The organism is Nocardioides ungokensis (assembly GCF_013466985.1).
In the GTDB taxonomy this organism is placed as follows: domain Bacteria; phylum Actinomycetota; class Actinomycetes; order Propionibacteriales; family Nocardioidaceae; genus Nocardioides; species Nocardioides ungokensis.
Genome location: NZ_CP059164.1, coordinates 171,816 through 188,246 on the forward strand (window position 1 = coordinate 171,816; position 16,431 = coordinate 188,246).

Consider the following 16,431-nt stretch of genomic DNA (forward strand, 5'->3'; position numbering starts at 1 on the left):
CTGCTCGCCCGCCCGCGCCGCCGCGGCCGACCCCTCCGTCGTCCCCGCCCTGCCCGAGGGCTCCCCAGTGCCGCCGGAGGACGCACTGGCGTTCTTCCGCGAGGCCGGCGACTTCCGCAACGTGCGGCTGACCGAGGTCGACAACGGGGACTTCGCGCACACGATCGCGCGGCTGCTCGTGCTCTCCTGCGCGCGCCTCGCCCTCTTCCAGCGGCTCGCCACCAGCCGCGACACCGTGCTCGCCGCGGTCGCCGCCAAGGGCGTCAAGGAGCTGGCCTACCACCGCGACTACGCCGGCCGCTGGTTCCTCACCCTGGCCCAGGGCACCGACGAGTCGCGCCGCCGGCTGCTCTCCGCACTGGACGAGATCTGGCCGCTGTACGCCGAGCTCTTCGCCACCCACCCCGTCGAGCAGGCCGTCGCCGCTGCCGGCGTCGGGGTGGACCCCGCGACCACGGCGGCCGAGGTCGACGTGGTGCTCGAGCAGGTCTTCGCGATGAGCGGCGTCGACCGTCCCGACCGGGCACCGCTGGCGGGGGTGCAGGGCCGCACCGGCCGCGACGGCCTGCACACACGAGGCGCTGAGCCTGATGCTCGCCGAGATGCAGGTGGTGGCCCGGGCGCACCCGAGGGGGCAGTGGTGAGCACGCCGCCGCTGCTGGACGCCGGCGTGCTGGACCGCGAGGCCCTGCGCGAGCGGGCGTACGCCGTGGCGCGCACCGTCACCGACCCCGAGATGCCGATGCTGACCCTGGAGGACCTCGGCGTCCTGCGCGAGGTCGACGTGGCCGGCGAGGGGAGGTCGTCGTCGCGATCACCCCGACCTACTCCGGCTGCCCGGCGATGGCCACCATGCGCGACGACCTGGTGCACCGGCTCACCGACGCCGGCTTCGACGAGGTCCGGGTCAAGGTCGAGCTGTCGCCGGCGTGGTCCAGCGACTGGATCACCGAGCGCGGCCGGCAGGCGCTGGCCGAGGCCGGGCTCTCGGCCCCGGGGCCCGCCCCGCGGCACGACGGCCCGATCGCCCTCGACCTGCTGCCCACCCGCCGCTCGCTCACCTGCCCGCGGTGCGGGTCGGCCGCAGTCGAGCTGACCTCGGAGTTCGGCGCCACCGCCTGCAAGGCCCTCTACCGCTGCACCGACTGCCTCGAGCCCTTCGAGCACGTCAAGGAGATCTGATGACGTTGACTGCCCAGCGCGTGAGCAGCCGGACCGCGCCGGTGTTCCACACCCTCACCGTCGCCGCCGTCGAGCGGCTCACCGACGACGCGGTCGCGGTCACCTTCGACGTGCCGGCCGAGCTGGCCGACGCCTTCGCGTTCGAGGCCGGCCAGTCGCTCACCCTGCGCCGCACCCTCGAGGGCCAGGAGCACCGGCGGTCCTACTCCATCTGCGCGCCGGCCGGGTCGCGCCCGCGGATCGGCGTACGCGAGATCCCCGAGGGGCTCTTCTCCCGCTGGCTCGTCAACGAGGTCACGCCCGGCACCGAGATCGAGGTGCAGACCCCGACCGGCAGCTTCCGCGCCGACCCGGCCGCGGGTGGCCGGCACCTGTGCATCGCGGCGGGCTCGGGGATCACGCCGATGCTCTCCATCGCGAGCACGGTGCTGACCAACCCGGACGCCGACGTGACGCTGCTCTACGGCAACCGGACCAGCGGCTCGGTGATGTTCGCCGAGGAGATCGGCGACCTCAAGAACCTCCACGGCCCGCGCTTCCAGGTCGTGCACGTGCTCTCCCGGGAGCCGCGCGACGTCGAGCTGTTCTCCGGGCGGCTCGACGCCGAGCGGCTGCGCCGGCTGCTCGGCGCGCTGGTGCCGGTCGGGTCGATCGACCACGTGTGGCTCTGCGGGCCGTTCGCCATGATCAACGACGCACGCGAGGTGCTGGAGGAGCTGGGGGTGCCGGCCGAGCGGGTGCACTTCGAGCTGTTCTACGTCGACGAGCCGCCGCCGGAGCTGCACCGCGCGGGTCCGGTCGTCACCGGCGAGACCAGCGACGTGACCGTCGTGCTCGACGGCCTCTCGGCGACGGCCCCGATGCCGCGTGACCAGACGATCCTCGATGCCGCCCAGGTGGCGCGGACCGACCTGCCCTTCGCCTGCAAGGGCGGCGTCTGCGGGACCTGCCGGGCGCTGGTCCGCGACGGCGAGGTCGACATGCGGCGCAACTACGCGCTGGAGAAGGCCGAGGTCGACGCCGGCTTCGTGCTCACCTGCCAGAGCTACCCGGTCAGCGACTGCGTCACGGTCGACTTCGACGCCTGATCCGCCGAGCACCCGTCACCGAGCCCCACCGCTAGGGAGTCCCATGAGCCGTGCCGTCGTCGTCGAGGAGGCCGAGGACCGTGTGGTCCTGCGGCTGAACCGCCCCGAGGTCCGCAACGCCATCGACCAGCAGACGGTCACCGAGCTCCACGAGGCCTGTGCCCTGCTGGAGGAGCGGCCCCGGGTGGCGCTGCTGCTCGGCGAGGGTGGGACGTTCGCGGCCGGGGCCGACATCGCCCAGCTGCGCGAGCGCCGCCGCGAGGACGCCCTGCGCGGCATCAACTCCTCGATCTTCGACCGGATCCGGCGGCTGCCGATGCCGACGATCGGGCTGCTGGACGGCTACGCGCTGGGCGGCGGCGCGGAGCTGGCGTACGCCTGCGACTTCCGGATCGGCACGCCGCGCACCCGGATCGGCAACCCCGAGCCCGGCCTGGGCATCCTGGCGGCCGCCGGCGCCTCGTGGCGGCTGGCCGAGCTCGTCGGCGAGCCGGTCGCCAAGGAGGTGCTGCTGGCGGGGCGGATCCTCGACGCCACCGAGGCGCTGGGCGTGCACCTGCTCACCGAGGTGGTCGAGCCCGACGAGCTGCTCGCGGCCGGGCACCGCCTCGCCGACCGGATCACCGGGCAGGCCCCGCTGGCGGTCCGGCTCACCAAAGCGGTCTTCCACGCCCCGCGCGAGGCGCACCCGTTGCTGGACGACGTGGCGCAGGCGGTGCTCTTCGAGACCGAGGACAAGCAGCAGCGGATGACGGCGTTCCTGGACCGCAGGAAGCCCCGGGAGGAGAACCGATGAGCAGCCTGCCCGAGACCGTCGGGGTGTACGGCGGAGGCCGGATGGGGGCCGGGATCGCGCACGCGTTCCTGGTCGCCGGCACCGCGGTGACCGTGGTGGAGAACGATCAGGCGGCCGCCGACGCCGCCAGGGACCGGGTGACTGCGAGCCTGCAGCGGGCGGAGGAGCGCGGAAAGCTCGGCGGGCCGCTGGCGGGGCACCTCGAGCAGCTCCTGGTGACCACCGACGCCGGCGAGCTCGCCGGCGCCGGGCTGGTGGTCGAGGCGGTGCCCGAGGACCCGGCCCTCAAGGTGCGCGTGCTCGCGGCCGTCGAGGCGGCCGCCCCCGAGGCGGTGCTCGCCACCAACACCAGCTCGCTGTCGATCGACGGCATCGCCGCCGGGCTCGCTTCGCCCGAGCGGTTCCTCGGCCTGCACTTCTTCAACCGGTGCCGGCCAGCGACCTGGTCGAGATCGTGGTCGGCTCCAGGACCGACTCCGACCTGGTCGCCGCCGCCCAGGGCTGGGTCGAGGCCCTGGGCAAGACCGCGATCACGGTGACCGACTCGCCGGGGTTCGCGAGCAGCCGGCTCGGGGTCGCGATCGCGCTGGAGGCGATGCGGATGCTCGAGGAGGGGGTCGCCTCGGCCGCCGACATCGACACCGCGATGACGCTGGGCTACCGGCACCCGGTGGGGCCGCTGCGCACCACCGACCTGGTGGGCCTCGACGTACGCCTCGCGATCGCGGAGCACCTCGCCCGCGAGGTCGGCCCGCGCTTCGAGCCGCCGCAGATCCTGCGTGACCTGGTCGCGGCCGGGAAGCTGGGGCGGAAGACCGGGGAGGGCTTCTACACGTGGTGAGCGACGAGCAGGCGTTGGCGGAGCAGAGCGCCAAGGTGATGTGGGACAACGACGCTGCGTCGCGGGCGCTCGGCATGGAGCTGGTGTCGGTGGCGCCGGGCCGCGCGGTCGTGTCGATGACCGTGCGGGCCGACATGGTCAACGGCTGGGACGTCTGCCACGGCGGGCTGATCGCCTCGCTGGCCGACAGTGCCTTCGCGGTCGCCTGCAACTCCCACGGCCAGGTGACGGTCGCGGCCGGGTTCGACGTCACCTTCCTCGAGTCCGGCCGGCTCGGTGACGTGCTCGTGGCCACCGCCGAGGAGCGCGCCCTGCGCGGCCGCTCCGGGCTGTACGACGTGACCGTGCGCCGCGGCGACGAGTCCGGGGAGACCGTGGTGGCCGAGTTCCGCGGGCGCAGCCGGTCGCTGGGGCGCTCGATCGAGGGCTAGGGGTTGGTGCAGGAGTCACCGGCTGGCCGGTGACTCCTGTGGTTGTCAGCCGAAGTAATGGCCGACAAGCAACGGTTTCACCGGCCAGCCGGGGAAACCTGCAGCCGGTCAGCCCGCGTGCAGCCCGTCGAACGCGATCGTGGTGATGGCGTCCGAGACGGCCTCGGCGTCGACCGGGCCGCCGGGGCGGTACCACTCGACGAGCGAGTTGACCATGCCGAAGAGCAGGCGGCTGACCAGGTCGGGGGCCACGTCGTCGCGCAGCGAGCCCTCGGCGATGGCGGCCTGCACCAGGGCGGCCAGGCGGGCGTCGAGCTCGCGGCGCCGGCGCAGGGCGGTCAGCTCCACGTCGCTGTTGCCGCGCACCCGCAGCAGCAGGGTGACCGCCGGCTGGTGGGCGACGAGCACCTCGACGCTCTGGTGGACCACCTGCCGCAGCCGCTCGTAGGCGCCGACCGAGGTGTTCTGCTCGGCCGCGGAGATGACCGCGGTCAGCCCGTCGAGGGCCTCGTCGAGCGCCTGCTCGAGGAGGTGGGACTTGCTCGGCACGTGGTGGTAGATCGCCGACTTGGAGAAGCCGAGCTCACGGGCCAGGTCGCCCATGCTGGTGCCGTCGTACCCGCCGGTTGAACAGCTCCACGGCCCGACGCAGCACCGTCTCCTGGTCGTGCCCGGGTCGGCCGCGACGGGCGCCGCCCGTCTCGCTCGCCGGCTCGGTCATGCGGGAAGGATGCCACAGGCGCAGGCCCGGGCAGGCCGGGATCGGCGACCCCGACGCGGCGGCCTACGACGCGTCGAGATGGACCTCGCCGTCCCCGAAGTAGACCTCGGTGACGTCGTCGAGGCTCTCCTCGCGCTGCAACTCCTCCACCATGGCGAGCAGCTGCTGCGCGCTGCCCTCCGCCCGGGCCAGCAGCGTCAGCTGGCTGTGGTTGAGCTCGCCGGCGGCCCCATCGCGGAGCAGCTCGACGTAGCGGAGCAGGTTGGCCACGGGCGCGCGCAGCTCCTGACCGAAGGGCGGGTGCTCCCTCATCGCAGGCAGCTCATCGCAGGACCGGCCGGCCGCGGCGAGGTCGTCCCGGGTGAGCTGGCGCAGCGCCTCGGCGGCGCCCGGCACCGCCAGCACGACCTCCCCGTCGGCGCAGCGCGCCACCAGGTCGGGCAGCGCGGCGAGGCGCCCCTTGGCGAGGTAGCCGACCGCCCCGGCGCGGAGCATCGACACGACGTTCGTCACCGCGGTGTGCGCGGAGACCGCGATCACCACGAGGGGGCGGCGCCCGTCGGGGAGACAGTCCTCGAGCAGCGCCCGAGCGGCTTCGGGACCGCCACCGGGCATCCGGATGTCGAGCAGCACCACGTGGGGTGCGACTGCCCGGGCCACGGTCCGCAGCTCCTGGCCGGTGGCGACGGAGCCGACCACGCTGAAGCGGGGATCGGCGTCCAGCACGTCTTCGAGCGCGCTGCGAATGCCGACGTCGTCGTCGGCGATGACCACGCGGATGCGCGACATGGCCCTCCTCTCGGTGCCCCGCTCCCCTCATGGTGGCGGCTGTCGCGTCCTCGCGTAGGCCCCTCGGGCACTACCCGTCTAGTACGTTGGTACTAGACGAGGGTCGCCGGCAGATCGGGGAGGCGACCCACGGAGGAGGTCCTCGGTGAGCACGCACTCCAGTTCGGCTGACGAGGCGCACGCGGAGATCGAGGCGCCGGTCACCCGGGTGCTGGTCGTCGACGACCACGAGGTGCTCGCGTCCAGCCTCGCCCGCGTCCTCGACGAGGAGCCGGACCTGGCGAGCGTGGGGGTCGCCGGCACCCTCGAGCGTGCCCGGGCGATGATCGTCACGACGGCACCGGACGTGGTGCTGCTCGACCACCGGCTGCCGGACGGCGACGGGGTGGCCGCCATCTCGGAGCTGCGGGCGCTGCGTCCGAGCATCAAGGTCGTCGTCCTCACCGCGAGCGCCGCCGACCACGTCCTCGTGGCCGCGATCGAGGCCGGGGCCTCCGGCTTCGTGTCCAAGACGCGCAGCCTGGGGGAGCTGACCTCCGCGGTGCGCGCCGCGGCCAGCGGCGAGGCGGTGATCTCGCCCGAGCTGCTGGCGCGACTGCTGCCCCGGCTCTCACCGTCGGGCCGCCCTCGCCACCAGGAGCTGACCGAGCGCGAGCGCGAGGTCCTGGGGCTCGTCGCCGAGGGCCTCTCGAACGCTGCCATCGCCGAGCGCCTGGTGGTGAGCGTGCACACGGTGCGCAACCACGTCGCGAACCTCTCGGCGAAGCTCGGCGCCCACTCCAAGCTCGAGGCGCTGTCCATCGCCGTGCGCGAGGGGCTGCTGCCGGGGCGGTGAGCCGCCGATCGGGACTTTCCGGCCGGAGGTAGTACCTCGGTGCCATGCGGAACCGGTCCGACGGCTCAGGCATGCGCGCCCGCGCGGTCCCAGAATTGGGGCGTGCCGGACCTCGGCCGGAGGCGAGGCGGTGACCCCTGCACCGCACCGCATCGGTGACGTGCGGCCTTCCGGTCGCCCGGCCCGGTGACCAGTCCGCGATCCCCCGTTAGCGGCAACTCATCGGGTCGGGCCCGGCCCCGGTTCGGAGAACGCGGGGGTGCGGTGACCGGGGATCTGAGAGGCTGCTCCCATGAAGCAAGCTGCCCGGCGGGTCGCCCTGGAGACCCTCGGCTGGGTGCTGGTCGTGGCCGGCATCGCCGCCCTGGTCCTGCCGGGGCCAGGGCTGCTGGCCATCTTCGCCGGCCTGGCGCTGCTCTCCCAGCAGTACGAGTGGGCCGAGCGCCGCGTCGAGCCGGTCAAGGAGCGTGCCCTTAAGGCTGCCGCCGAGAGCGTGGAGACCTGGCCGCGGATCGTGCTGTCCACGACGATCGCGCTCCTCATCATCGCCGCAGGCCTCCTGTGGATCTGGCACCCGCCGGCCCCGGGCTGGTGGCCGATCGAGGAGAAGTGGTGGCTGGTCGGGGGCTGGGGCACCGGCTCCACCCAGGTGGCGTCGGGGATCTTCGCGATCGGGATGATCGTCTACAGCTACCGGCGCTTCCACGACAAGGGCGGCGAGGGCAACCCGAGCGCCGCCTGACACCGGCAACGCCCGACAGGGCGGCGTCGGTCAGAAGCCGATCGGCAGCCCGGCGTAGTTCTCGGCCAGTCCGGTGGCCCCGGCCGCGCTCGAGGTGACCCAGCGCAGCTGGGAGAGCTGGAGCTGCTCGTCGAACGGGTCGCCGCTGGTGTGCAGCATCGTGGTCATCCACCACGAGAAGTGGGTGCAGCGCCAGACCCGGCGGAGGGCGGTGGCCGAGTAGGCGTCCGCCAACCGGGCGTCGTCCTTGCTCAGCAGGTCGACCAGCGCGGGGGCGAGCAGGCCGACGTCGGCCACCGCGAGGTTGAGCCCCTTGGCCCCGGTGGGCGGCACGATGTGGGCCGCGTCGCCCGCCAGGAAGAGCCGCCCGTGCCGCATCGGGGTCTGCACGTAGGAGCGCATCGGCAGCACGCTCTTCTCCGTGATCGGCCCGGGCGTGAGCTGCCACCCGTCCTGGCCGTGCCCGAGGCGGGTGGCCAGGGACTCCCAGATCCGGTCGTCGGACCAGCTCTGCGCGTCGGTGCCGTTGGGCACCTGGAGGTAGAGCCGCGAGACCGTCGAGGACCGCATCGAGTGCATCGCGAAGCCGTCGGGGTGCCAGGCGTAGATGAGCTCGTCGGTCGAGGGCGGCACGTCGGCGAGGATGCCGAGCCAGGAGTAGGGATAGGTCTTCTCCCAGGTGCTGCGTACGCCGTCGGGCACCGCGGCGCGACTCGGCCCGAACGACCCGTCGCAGCCGACCACCACCTCGGCGGTGACCCGGCGCGGCCGCCCGTCGGAGTCGGCGAACGTCACCGACGGGTGGTCGGTGTCCACGTCGTGCAGGGCGGTGTCGGACACCTCGTAGTGCACCTGCTGGCCGGCGGCGGTCCGGGCCGCGACGAGGTCCTTCTGCACCTCGGTCTGGCCGTAGACCCACACCGAGCGGCCGGTCAGGTCCACGAAGTCGAGGTGGTGGCGCTCGTGCGGCCACTGCAGGTAGATCCCCCGGTGCTCGTGGCCCTCGCGGGCCAGCCGGTCGGCGAGGCCGGCGGAGCGGAGCAGGTCGACGGTCGACTGCTCGAGGATGCCCGCGCGGATCCGCCCGGCGACGTACTCCTGCGAGCGCGACTCCACGACGACCGACTCGACGCCCTCGCTGGCGAGCAGGTGGGAGAGCAGCATGCCGGCCGGGCCGGCGCCGATGATCGCGACCCGGGTGCGCAGGTCGCCGGTGGCCGAAGTGGTCATGGTGCGAGTCAAGCCCCGCGGCTCCCGCACTGGCCACGCCGGGCTTCCGCTGGGTGGAAGCCGGTCAGGCGATGTTGCGACCGATGCTCTGGGCGGCCACCTGGAGGGCGGCGACCAGGCGCGGGCGGTCCTTCTTCAGGGTGGGCACCACGATGCCGAGCGAGGCCACGACCGCGTCGCGGCGGCGGATCGGCACCGCGACCGAGCAGGCGCCCAGGCTCATCTCCTCGACGGTGGTCGCGTAGCCCTCGCGCAGCACCCGCGCGAGCTGGCGGCGCAGCAGCCCCGGCTGGGTGACGGTGTAGGGCGTGACCCGGGCCAGGTCGGCCATCACCGTGGCCTGCACCTCGGGCGGGGCGTGGGCGAGCAGCACCTTGCCGACCCGGTGGCGTGCAGCGGCAGCCGGGAGCCGATCTGGCTGACCACCGGCACGGACGCGTGCCCGGCGAGCCGGTCGAGGTAGAGCACCTCGACGCCGTCGCGCACGGCGAGGTGCACGGTGGCGAGGGTGGCGGCGTACAGGTCGTGGAGGTACGGCGAGGCGAGTTGCCGCAGCCCGGTCTGCACCGGGGCCAGCAGGCCGACGTCCCACAGCCGCCTGCCCACGACGTACTCACCCGTCGGTGTGCGGGCCAGCGCGCCCCAGGCGACCAGCTCGGCGACCAGCCGGTGCGCGGTGGCGACCGGGAGCCCGGCGCGGTCCGCGAGCTCAGTCAGCGTGAGCCGGCGGTGCTGCTCGTCGAAGGCGCCGAGCAGCAGCGCCAGCGCCCGCGAGGTGACGCTGCTGCCCGGGGTCGAGGAGTTGCCGGCCATGGCCACGAGTCTTCCACTGAACGGAAATGGGTGCTCGTCGTCACGCCGCGCGTCGCCGTACCGTCGGTGCCGTGACCGACAACCGTGCGTCCTCCGACGCGGCCGCCTCGACGCAGGCCGAGGTGAGCGAGGAGATCCAGCAGATCGCCAAGGCCTACGAGCGCGACGCCCCCTCTGGACCGGATGGCGTGGAGACCCAGCCGCGGCTGGACTACCCGCCCTACCGCTCCAGCGTGCTGCGGCACCCGACCAAGGACCTGCACCACGCCGACCCCGAGGGGATCGAGCTGTGGGCGCCGGCCTTCGGCCACCAGGACGTCGACCCGCTCGAGGCCGACCTGACCATCCAGCACCGCGGCGAGCCCGTGGGGGAGCGGATGGTCGTGACCGGGCGGGTGCTCGACGGCGACGGGCGGCCGGTGCGGCACCAGCTCGTCGAGATCTGGCAGGCCAACGCCGGCGGGCGCTACATCCACAAGCGCGACCAGCACCCGGCGGCGATCGACCCCAACTTCACCGGCGTCGGGCGCTGCCTCACCGACACGGACGGCACCTACTCCTTCACCACGATCAAGCCCGGGCCCTACCCGTGGAAGAACCACCGCAACGCGTGGCGGCCGGCGCACATCCACTTCTCGCTCTTCGGCACCGAGTTCACCCAGCGGATGGTCACCCAGATGTACTTCCCGGGCGACCCGCTCTTCGCGCTCGACCCGATCTACCAGGCGATCACCGACCAGCGCGCCCGCGACCGGCTGGTCGCGACCTACGACCACGACGTGACCCGGCCCGAGTGGAGCACCGGCTACCGCTGGGACATCGTGCTCACCGGCGCCCACCACACCCCGAGGGAAGACGAGGTGGAGGCATGAGCCGCATCCCCGGAGACCTGGTGGCGACGCCCGGCCAGACCATCGGGCCGTTCTACGGCTACGCCCTGCCGTACACTACGGCGACGCGACGCTGGTGCCCCCGGGCCACCCCGACGCGATCAGGCTGCACGGCCGCGTGCTCGACGGGGCCGGCAACCCGGTGCCGGACGCGCTCATCGAGATCTGGCAGGCCGACCCCGCCGGCCGGGTGGTGCGCGAGCCCGGGTCGCTGCACCGCGACGGGTTCACGTTCACCGGCTGGGGGCGCTGCGGCACCGACAACACCGGGCACTACTCGTTCACCACGCTGCGGCCGGGCCCGACCGCGCCGGGCGCTGCGGCGTACGTCGCCGTCACGGTCTTCGCCCGCGGCCTGCTCAACCGGCTGTTCACCCGCGCCTACCTGCCCGCGGAGGAGTCGGTGCTCGCCGCCGACCCGCTGCTGTCGTCGGTCGATCCCGCCCGACGGGGCACGCTGGTCGCGGCCGCCGACGAGCACGGGTTCGCCTTCGACATCCGGCTCCAGGGCGAGGACGAGACGGTCTTCCTCACCTATCCGCGACACTGACTCACGTGAGTGACCTCTTCTGGCCCGGGGACGAGCGCGCCGGCGGGCTGATGTCCGGCCCGGCGCTGCTGGCCGCGATGGTGCGCGTCGAGGCGGCGTGGTTGTCCGCGCTCGTCGAGGCGGGCGTGGCCCCGGCCGCGGCGAAGGACGACCTGGCCGACCTCGTCGACCCGGTCGGGCCCGACGACGTCGAGGCGATCGCGACCGGGGCTGAGTCCGGCGGCAACCCGGTGATCGGGCTGGTGGGCCTGCTCCGCTCACGCGTGGAGGGGCGCAACCCCGACGCGGCCCGGTGGCTGCACCGGGGACTGACCAGCCAGGACGTGCTCGACACCGGTCTGCTGCTCTGCGTGCGCGACGCCGTCGAGGTCGTCCGTGGCGAGCTGACCGCCCAGGTGGGGCGCCTCGCCGACCTGGCCGACGGGCACGCCGGCACGCTGATGGCGGCGCGGACGTTGACCCAGCACGCCGTACCCCTCACCTTCGGGCTCAAGGCCGCCGGCTGGCTCGGCGGGGTCCTCGACGCCTACGACGCGGTGACCGCGCTGCGGTGGCCGGCCCAGCTCGGCGGCGCGGCCGGCACCCGCGCGGCCTGGGTCGAGCTCGCCGCCGGGCTGGACGACCCGGGGCAGGTGGCCGACGACCTCGCGGTCGGCGTCGCCGACCGGCTCGGCCTCGCCGCGACCGACCCGTGGCACACCAACCGGGCCCACGTCACCCGGATCGGCGACGCGCTGGTGGGGTGCACCGACGCCTGGGGCCGCATCGCCAACGACGTGCTGGTGCTCTCGCGCCCCGAGATCGGGGAGCTGTCGGAGGGCGCCGGCGGCGGGTCGTCGACGATGCCGCACAAGGCCAACCCGGTGCTCTCGACGCTGGTGCGCCGGGCGGCGCTGACCGCGCCGCAGCTGGGCGCCACCCTGCACCTCGCCGCCACCGAGTCGGTCGACGAACGCGCCGACGGCGGCTGGCACGCCGAGTGGGCCCCGTTGCGGGACCTGGCCCGGCGTACGGCGGTCGCGGCCTCCCAGACCACCGCGCTCCTCGACGGGCTGGAGGTCCACGCGGACCGGATGCGCGCCACCCACGACGCCGCGCTCGACGACCTGCGCGCCGAGCAGCGCGGCATGGCCGACCTTGCTGGCCGGGCGCCCGCCCACCACTACCTCGGCACGACGAGCAGGATCGTCGACGCCGCCCTCGCCCGCGCCCGCACCCACCTGCAGGAGAACCGATGATCCCGGCCGTGACCGCCGTCCGCCTGACCGGCGCCCGCCACCGCGCCGAGCTGCCGCTGCTGGTGCTCGGCCCGTCGCTGGGCACCTCCGCGGCGACCCTGTGGACGGCGTGCGCCGGCGCCGGCCTGACCGAGGCGTTCGACGTGCTCGCCTGGGACCTGCCCGGCCACGGGCACAACCGCGCGGTGCCTGAGGAGCCGTTCACGATGGCCGAGCTGGCCGCCGGCGTGCTGCGGGTGGTCGACGACGTCCAGGCCGAGCGCGGCGACGACACCTTCTTCTACGCCGGCGACTCGGTCGGGGGCACGGTCGGGCTGCAGCTGCTGCTCGACGTCCCCGCCCGGGTGTCGGCCGCCGTGCTGCTGTGCACCGGCGCGCGAATCGCGACGCACGAGTCGTGGACGGGCCGGATGGCCCAGGTCAGCCTGTCGGGCACGCCGGTGATGGTGCCGGGGTCGGCGGAGCGGTGGTTCGGCGCCGGCTTCCTCGAGCGCGAGCCCGCGCGCGGGTCTGCGCTGCTGCACGCGCTGCAGGAGGCCGGCGACGAGGGGTACGTCGCGGTGTGCGGTGCGCTCGCGGACTTCGACGTGCGCGACCGGCTGGGCGAGATCACCGCGCCGGTGCTGGCGGTCGCCGGTGCCGAGGACGTGACCACAACGGTCGAGAACCTGCGGGAGATCGCCGACGGGGTGAAGGACGGGCGGCTCGAGGTGCTCGACGGCGTCGCCCACCTGGCCCCGGCCGAGGCCCCGGAGGTGGTGGCCCGACTGATCCGGGAGCACCTGCTGGGGGAGGCGCCTGTGTCCGGGTCGTCCGACGACCGCACCGTGCGGGAGGTGCGCGAGGCCGGCATGGCGGTGCGGCGCGAGGTGCTCGGCGACGCGCACGTCGACCGGGCAGTCGCCGGGACCACCGACCTGACGCGCGACTTCCAGGAGCTGATCACGCAGTACGCCTGGGGATCGGTCTGGACCCGCCCCGGCCTGGACCGCCGGTCCCGGTCGATCATCACGCTCACCGCGCTGGTCGCCCGAGGCCACCACGAGGAGCTGGCGATGCACGTGCGGGCCGCCCGGACCAACGGGCTGAGCGTCGAGGAGATCAAGGAGGTGCTGCTCCAGTGCGCGATCTACTGCGGCGTGCCGGACGCCAACACGGCGTACCGGGTCGCGCAGCAGGTGCTGGAGGAGATGGGGGACGCGTAGCCGTCCGGCGGCCCTATGCTCCCTCGCATGACCGACCCCGACGTGCGCACGCCCCCGGGCGACCAGTTCGTGCAGTCGCTGGCGCGGGGGCTCTCGGTCATCACGGCCTTCGACGCCGACCACCCGTCGATGACGCTGAGCGACATCGCGACCCGGACCGGGCTGACCCGGGCGACGGCGAGGCGGTTCCTGCACACGCTGGTCGAGCTGGGTTACGTCCGCTTCGACGGCAAGCAGTTCGCGCTGACCCCGCAGGTGCTGCGCCTCGGTACGGCGTACCTCTCCGGGCTCGGGCTGCCGCAGCTGGTCCAGCCGCACCTCGAACAGCTCTCCGCGCGGCTGGGGGTCGACCTCGGCGGCCGTGCTCGACGGCGACGACATCGTGTACGTCGCGCGGGTCGCGACCCGGCGGATCATGACCGTCGGCATCACGGTCGGCACCCGCTTCCCGGCGTACGCCACTTCGATGGGCCGCGTGCTGCTCGCCGGGCTGCCGGCAGCGGCGCTGGACGCCTATCTCGAGCGGGCCTCGCTCGACGCGCTCACCGGCCGCACCCTGCACGACGCCGCGTCGCTGCGGGCCGAGCTGGACCGGGTGCGCGAGCAGGGCTGGGCCTTGGTCGACCAGGAGCTCGAGGCGGGGCTGCGGTCGGTGGCCGCCCCGCTGCGCGACCGGGACGACCGGGTGGTCGCCGCCGTCAACGTCTCCACCTCCGCGCAGGCGCACCCCGAGATGCCGGAGGGGTACGTCGACGCCGTGGTCGCCGCCGCCCGCGCGATCAGCGACGACCTGGCCTCGGCCGGCCTGCAGGTCTGACCCGCGCGCTGGCCCGGTCGGGCGGTGGGTGAGCCACCGTCTGGCCGCCGGATTGGGTGGCCAGGTCACCGTTGGGGTGCGCTGGCCCGGTCGGGCGGTGGGTGAGCCACCGTTTGGTCGGTGGATTCGGTGGCCGCCTCACCGCCGGGTTGCGCTGGCCTGGTCGGGCGGTGGGTGAGCCACCGTTTGGCCGCCGGATTCGGTGGCCAGCTCACCGCTGGGGTGCGCCGGCCCGGTCGGGCGGTGGGTCAGCCACCGTTTGGTCGGTGGATTCGGTGGCCAGCTCACCGCCGGTGGGCCGCCCGGACGTCAGAGCACCTGGGTGCCGTACATCTCCCCGAGCGGGTCGGCGATCAGCTCGATGCGCGCCCCGTCGGGGTCGCGGAAGTAGACCGACACCCCGCTGTGCACCTCGTGCTCGACCCCGGCGGCCTCGAGCTTGCCGACCAGGTGCTCCCACTTCGCGGGATCGACCGAGATCGCCATGTGGTGCAGGCCGCCGAGCACCTCGGCGTACGGCCCCACGTCGAGGCCGGGGAAGTCGAAGAACGCCAGCAGGTTGCCGTTGCCGATGTCGAAGAAGAAGTGCGAGGAGCCCTCGTAGTCGCGGTTCTCGATCAGCTCGGTCAGCGGGAACTCCAGCACGTCCTGGTAGAACCGCACGGTCCGCTCCACGTCGCTGCTGATCAGCGCCGTGTGGTGCAGTCCGCGCGCGGACGAGGGGGCCCGCTCACCGGCCGGTCGGAGGTACGCCGTGCGGATCCGCGCACGCTCGGCCTCGAGGGCGGTCAGGTCTCGCTGCTCGGTCATCTCCAGCTCCTTCGTCGGTCTCGATCGTGTCAGGCGGCCACGGTGGCGTGCATCTCCCACACCAGGATCTCCGCGGGCTCGCTCGCGGTCACCCGCTGGCCGCCGGTGGCGGTGAAGCGCACCGAGTCGCCGGTCGCCAGCGCGCCGGCCCCCTCCAGCGTCACCGAGCCGCGGGGCACGAACAGGTGCAGGAACGGCGCCTCGGGCAGCTCGACGGACTGTCCGGGCTGCAGGCGGGCGGCGTACAGGGCGGCGTACTTGTTGGCGATCCGGATCGCGGCCTCGCCGTCGTGGCGGTCCATGCCGGACGCGACCGGGACCAGGCCGCCGGAGAGCAGCGCGTCGTCGATCTCGAGCTGCTCGTAGCCGGGCGTGATGCCCTGCTCGTCGGGGAGTACCCACATCTGCACGAAGTGCACGGGGTCGCGGTGCTCGTCGCCGCCGAGGCGCCAGGAGTCGTTCTTCTCCGAGTGCAGGATGCCGGTGCCGGCGCTCATCCGCTGGGCCAGGCCGGGGTAGATCACGCCGTTGTGGCCGGTGGAGTCCTGGTGGACCAGCGAGCCCTGCAGCACCCAGGTCACGATCTCCATGTCCTGGTGGGGGTGGGTCTCGAAACCGGTGCCGGGGTCGACGATGTCGTCGTTGTTGACCAGCAGCAGTCCGTGGTGGGTGTTGGCCGGGTCGTAGTGGTGGCCGAACGAGAACGAGTGCTTGGAGTCCAGCCAGCCGAAGTCGCTCTTGAAGCGGGTCTCGGCACGACGGACTTCGACGTTCGGGTTGAGCTCGATGGTGGCCATGCTTCTCCTCGGTCCGGGGCGGGTGGTGGTCCGTGCCGGTGACGTATCACCTTCACGATCTCCCAACATGCGTGACATGTCAACCATTCCCGCTAGACTGAGCGCATGAGCGCCGACGAGACCCCCTGGCTCGACGACCGGCAGCAGCAGGCCTGGCGGGCCTGGCTGGCGATGGGCTCCCGCCTGCCGGCGGCCCTCAACCGCCAGCTCCAGCGGGACTCCGACCTCTCGCTGCAGGACTTCGACGTGCTGGTCCAGCTGACCGACACCGAGGACGGGCGGGTGCGGGTCTCGGCGCTCGCCGCCGCGCTCGGCTGGGAGCGCAGCCGGCTCTCCCACCACGTCACGCGCATGGAGCGACGGGGCCTGGTCGCCCGCGAGGAGTGCGGCGACGACGGTCGGGGCGCCTTCGTGGTGCTCACGCCCGAGGGTCGGGCGGCCATCGAGGCCGCGGCGCCCGGTCACGTCCGGACCGTCCGGTCGCTGGTGTTCGACGCGCTGACACCGGCCGAGGTCGCCTCGCTCGAGGCGATCACCTCCAAGGTCCTCGGGCGGCTCGAGGACGCCTGAGGGGTTCCCCTCGCGGTTCACCCGTGGCATGATGTGTTCGTCCAGCGAACCAGTGTTCGCATCGCGAACACACAACAACGACCAAT

At 73.6% G+C, this 16,431-nt stretch carries 19 protein-coding genes and 4 pseudogenes; 16 read left to right on the forward strand and 7 right to left on the reverse strand.

Translation table 11 applies throughout. From position 1 onward, the window contains the following. Window positions 1–121: 121 nt before the first annotated feature. The 7 genes and pseudogenes from H0S67_RS27695 to paaI form a co-directional block, all read left to right on the forward strand. Window positions 122–517 (forward strand): annotated as a pseudogene (locus tag H0S67_RS27695) (1,2-phenylacetyl-CoA epoxidase subunit PaaC); the annotation flags it as partial. Between the two features lie 335 nt (window positions 518–852). Next, on the forward strand, window positions 853–1,182 hold the full coding sequence (gene paaD / locus H0S67_RS27700) for a 1,2-phenylacetyl-CoA epoxidase subunit PaaD (RefSeq protein ID WP_246355018.1): 330 nt from the start codon (window positions 853–855) through the stop codon (window positions 1,180–1,182). Then, a complete protein-coding gene (gene paaE, locus H0S67_RS00830; protein WP_180935048.1) occupies window positions 1,182–2,270 on the forward strand; it encodes a 1,2-phenylacetyl-CoA epoxidase subunit PaaE in 1,089 nt (362 codons plus the stop codon). The genes paaD and paaE overlap by 1 nt, the downstream gene beginning before the upstream one ends. Before the next feature lie 43 nt (window positions 2,271–2,313). Continuing rightward, window positions 2,314–3,066 carry an enoyl-CoA hydratase/isomerase family protein gene (locus tag H0S67_RS00835; protein WP_180935049.1) on the forward strand — a complete coding sequence of 251 codons (753 nt, stop codon included), beginning with the start codon at window positions 2,314–2,316 and terminating at the stop codon, window positions 3,064–3,066. A 41-nt stretch (window positions 3,067–3,107) separates the two neighbouring features. After that, a pseudogene (locus tag H0S67_RS22985) lies at window positions 3,108–3,550 on the forward strand (3-hydroxyacyl-CoA dehydrogenase family protein); the annotation flags it as partial. A gap of 51 nt (window positions 3,551–3,601) precedes the next feature. Continuing rightward, window positions 3,602–3,907, forward strand: coding sequence for a 3-hydroxyacyl-CoA dehydrogenase family protein (locus tag H0S67_RS22990; RefSeq protein ID WP_219635418.1), 306 nt, complete (start codon window positions 3,602–3,604; stop codon window positions 3,905–3,907). Continuing rightward, on the forward strand, window positions 3,904–4,338 hold the full coding sequence (paaI, locus tag H0S67_RS00845; RefSeq protein WP_219635419.1) for a hydroxyphenylacetyl-CoA thioesterase PaaI: 435 nt from the start codon (window positions 3,904–3,906) through the stop codon (window positions 4,336–4,338). The genes H0S67_RS22990 and paaI overlap by 4 nt, the downstream gene beginning before the upstream one ends. 108 nt (window positions 4,339–4,446) lie before the next feature. Here the strand turns inward: paaI and H0S67_RS00850 are convergent, their stop codons facing one another. The 3 genes from H0S67_RS00850 to H0S67_RS00860 all read right to left on the reverse strand — a co-directional run bounded on the left by H0S67_RS00850 (window position 4,447) and on the right by H0S67_RS00860 (window position 5,848). Further along, window positions 4,447–4,941: a TetR/AcrR family transcriptional regulator gene (locus H0S67_RS00850; protein ID WP_180935050.1), complete on the reverse strand. Its 495-nt coding sequence runs from the start codon at window positions 4,939–4,941 to the stop codon at window positions 4,447–4,449. Then, complete coding sequence (locus H0S67_RS00855) at window positions 4,922–5,059, reverse strand: hypothetical protein (protein ID WP_180935051.1); 138 nt, start codon at window positions 5,057–5,059, stop codon at window positions 4,922–4,924. Before H0S67_RS00855 ends, H0S67_RS00850 begins: the two co-directional genes overlap by 20 nt. Window positions 5,060–5,122: 63 nt before the next feature. Next, window positions 5,123–5,848, reverse strand: a complete 726-nt coding sequence (locus H0S67_RS00860; RefSeq protein WP_180935052.1) for a response regulator — start codon at window positions 5,846–5,848, stop codon at window positions 5,123–5,125. 145 nt (window positions 5,849–5,993) lie between these two features. Between H0S67_RS00860 and H0S67_RS00865 the strand changes: the two genes are divergently transcribed. Together H0S67_RS00865 and H0S67_RS00870 are read left to right on the forward strand one after the other, a co-directional pair. Beyond that, window positions 5,994–6,683, forward strand: coding sequence for a response regulator (locus H0S67_RS00865; RefSeq protein WP_180935053.1), 690 nt, complete (start codon window positions 5,994–5,996; stop codon window positions 6,681–6,683). A 292-nt stretch (window positions 6,684–6,975) separates the two neighbouring features. Next, window positions 6,976–7,425, forward strand: coding sequence for a PGPGW domain-containing protein (locus tag H0S67_RS00870; RefSeq protein ID WP_180935054.1), 450 nt, complete (start codon window positions 6,976–6,978; stop codon window positions 7,423–7,425). A 30-nt stretch (window positions 7,426–7,455) separates the two neighbouring features. On the opposite strand, the gene H0S67_RS00875 is transcribed toward H0S67_RS00870, so the two are convergent. Then, window positions 7,456–8,655 (reverse strand): 4-hydroxybenzoate 3-monooxygenase, encoded by a 1,200-nt coding sequence (locus tag H0S67_RS00875; RefSeq protein WP_219635420.1) that lies wholly within the window; start codon window positions 8,653–8,655, stop codon window positions 7,456–7,458. A gap of 64 nt (window positions 8,656–8,719) precedes the next feature. Next, a pseudogene (locus H0S67_RS27705) lies at window positions 8,720–9,468 on the reverse strand (IclR family transcriptional regulator). Between the two features lie 71 nt (window positions 9,469–9,539). On the opposite strand from H0S67_RS27705, the gene pcaH reads away from it, so the two are divergent. From pcaH to H0S67_RS23000, 6 genes and pseudogenes are all read left to right on the forward strand, one after another. Continuing rightward, window positions 9,540–10,340 (forward strand): protocatechuate 3,4-dioxygenase subunit beta, encoded by an 801-nt coding sequence (gene pcaH / locus H0S67_RS00885; protein ID WP_246355021.1) that lies wholly within the window; start codon window positions 9,540–9,542, stop codon window positions 10,338–10,340. Between the two features lie 94 nt (window positions 10,341–10,434). Further along, on the forward strand, window positions 10,435–10,908 hold the full coding sequence (gene pcaG / locus H0S67_RS00890) for a protocatechuate 3,4-dioxygenase subunit alpha (RefSeq protein ID WP_246355022.1): 474 nt from the start codon (window positions 10,435–10,437) through the stop codon (window positions 10,906–10,908). Window positions 10,909–10,913: 5 nt separating this feature from the next. Then, window positions 10,914–12,146, forward strand: coding sequence for a lyase family protein (locus H0S67_RS00895; protein ID WP_180935056.1), 1,233 nt, complete (start codon window positions 10,914–10,916; stop codon window positions 12,144–12,146). Window positions 12,147–12,154: 8 nt separating this feature from the next. Further along, complete coding sequence (pcaDC, locus tag H0S67_RS00900; protein ID WP_246355023.1) at window positions 12,155–13,351, forward strand: bifunctional 3-oxoadipate enol-lactonase/4-carboxymuconolactone decarboxylase PcaDC; 1,197 nt, start codon at window positions 12,155–12,157, stop codon at window positions 13,349–13,351. 27 nt (window positions 13,352–13,378) lie between these two features. Further along, a pseudogene (locus H0S67_RS27710) lies at window positions 13,379–13,570 on the forward strand (helix-turn-helix domain-containing protein); the annotation flags it as partial. 142 nt (window positions 13,571–13,712) lie between these two features. Continuing rightward, entirely contained in the window at window positions 13,713–14,168 is a 456-nt protein-coding gene (locus H0S67_RS23000) for an IclR family transcriptional regulator domain-containing protein (protein WP_219635421.1), read from the forward strand. 309 nt (window positions 14,169–14,477) lie between these two features. Here the strand turns inward: H0S67_RS23000 and H0S67_RS00910 are convergent, their stop codons facing one another. Then, window positions 14,478–14,978 carry a VOC family protein gene (locus tag H0S67_RS00910; protein WP_180935058.1) on the reverse strand — a complete coding sequence of 167 codons (501 nt, stop codon included), beginning with the start codon at window positions 14,976–14,978 and terminating at the stop codon, window positions 14,478–14,480. Between the two features lie 29 nt (window positions 14,979–15,007). Further along, entirely contained in the window at window positions 15,008–15,775 is a 768-nt protein-coding gene (locus H0S67_RS00915) for a pirin family protein (protein WP_180935059.1), read from the reverse strand. Between the two features lie 105 nt (window positions 15,776–15,880). Between H0S67_RS00915 and H0S67_RS00920 the strand changes: the two genes are divergently transcribed. Next, the gene (locus H0S67_RS00920; RefSeq protein WP_180935060.1) at window positions 15,881–16,345 is read left to right on the forward strand and encodes a MarR family winged helix-turn-helix transcriptional regulator; all 465 of its coding nucleotides are present in this window, start codon (window positions 15,881–15,883) and stop codon (window positions 16,343–16,345) included. Window positions 16,346–16,431 lie beyond the last annotated feature (86 nt).

What these genes read in the sequence shown, in the direction of transcription:
- H0S67_RS00875 (WP_219635420.1), bottom strand. Translation starts at nt 8,655, where the DNA reads ATGACCACTTCGGCCACCGGCGACCTGCGCACCCGGGTCGCGATCATC.
- H0S67_RS00870 (WP_180935054.1), top strand. Translation starts at nt 6,976, where the DNA reads ATGAAGCAAGCTGCCCGGCGGGTCGCCCTGGAGACCCTCGGCTGGGTG.
- H0S67_RS00920 (WP_180935060.1), top strand. Translation starts at nt 15,881, where the DNA reads ATGAGCGCCGACGAGACCCCCTGGCTCGACGACCGGCAGCAGCAGGCC.
- H0S67_RS00910 (WP_180935058.1), bottom strand. Translation starts at nt 14,978, where the DNA reads ATGACCGAGCAGCGAGACCTGACCGCCCTCGAGGCCGAGCGTGCGCGG.
- H0S67_RS00860 (WP_180935052.1), bottom strand. Translation starts at nt 5,848, where the DNA reads ATGTCGCGCATCCGCGTGGTCATCGCCGACGACGACGTCGGCATTCGC.
- H0S67_RS00850 (WP_180935050.1), bottom strand. Translation starts at nt 4,941, where the DNA reads ATGGGCGACCTGGCCCGTGAGCTCGGCTTCTCCAAGTCGGCGATCTAC.
- H0S67_RS00915 (WP_180935059.1), bottom strand. Translation starts at nt 15,775, where the DNA reads ATGGCCACCATCGAGCTCAACCCGAACGTCGAAGTCCGTCGTGCCGAG.
- paaD (WP_246355018.1), top strand. Translation starts at nt 853, where the DNA reads ATGCGCGACGACCTGGTGCACCGGCTCACCGACGCCGGCTTCGACGAG.
- paaE (WP_180935048.1), top strand. Translation starts at nt 1,182, where the DNA reads ATGACGTTGACTGCCCAGCGCGTGAGCAGCCGGACCGCGCCGGTGTTC.
- H0S67_RS00835 (WP_180935049.1), top strand. Translation starts at nt 2,314, where the DNA reads ATGAGCCGTGCCGTCGTCGTCGAGGAGGCCGAGGACCGTGTGGTCCTG.
- H0S67_RS00855 (WP_180935051.1), bottom strand. Translation starts at nt 5,059, where the DNA reads ATGACCGAGCCGGCGAGCGAGACGGGCGGCGCCCGTCGCGGCCGACCC.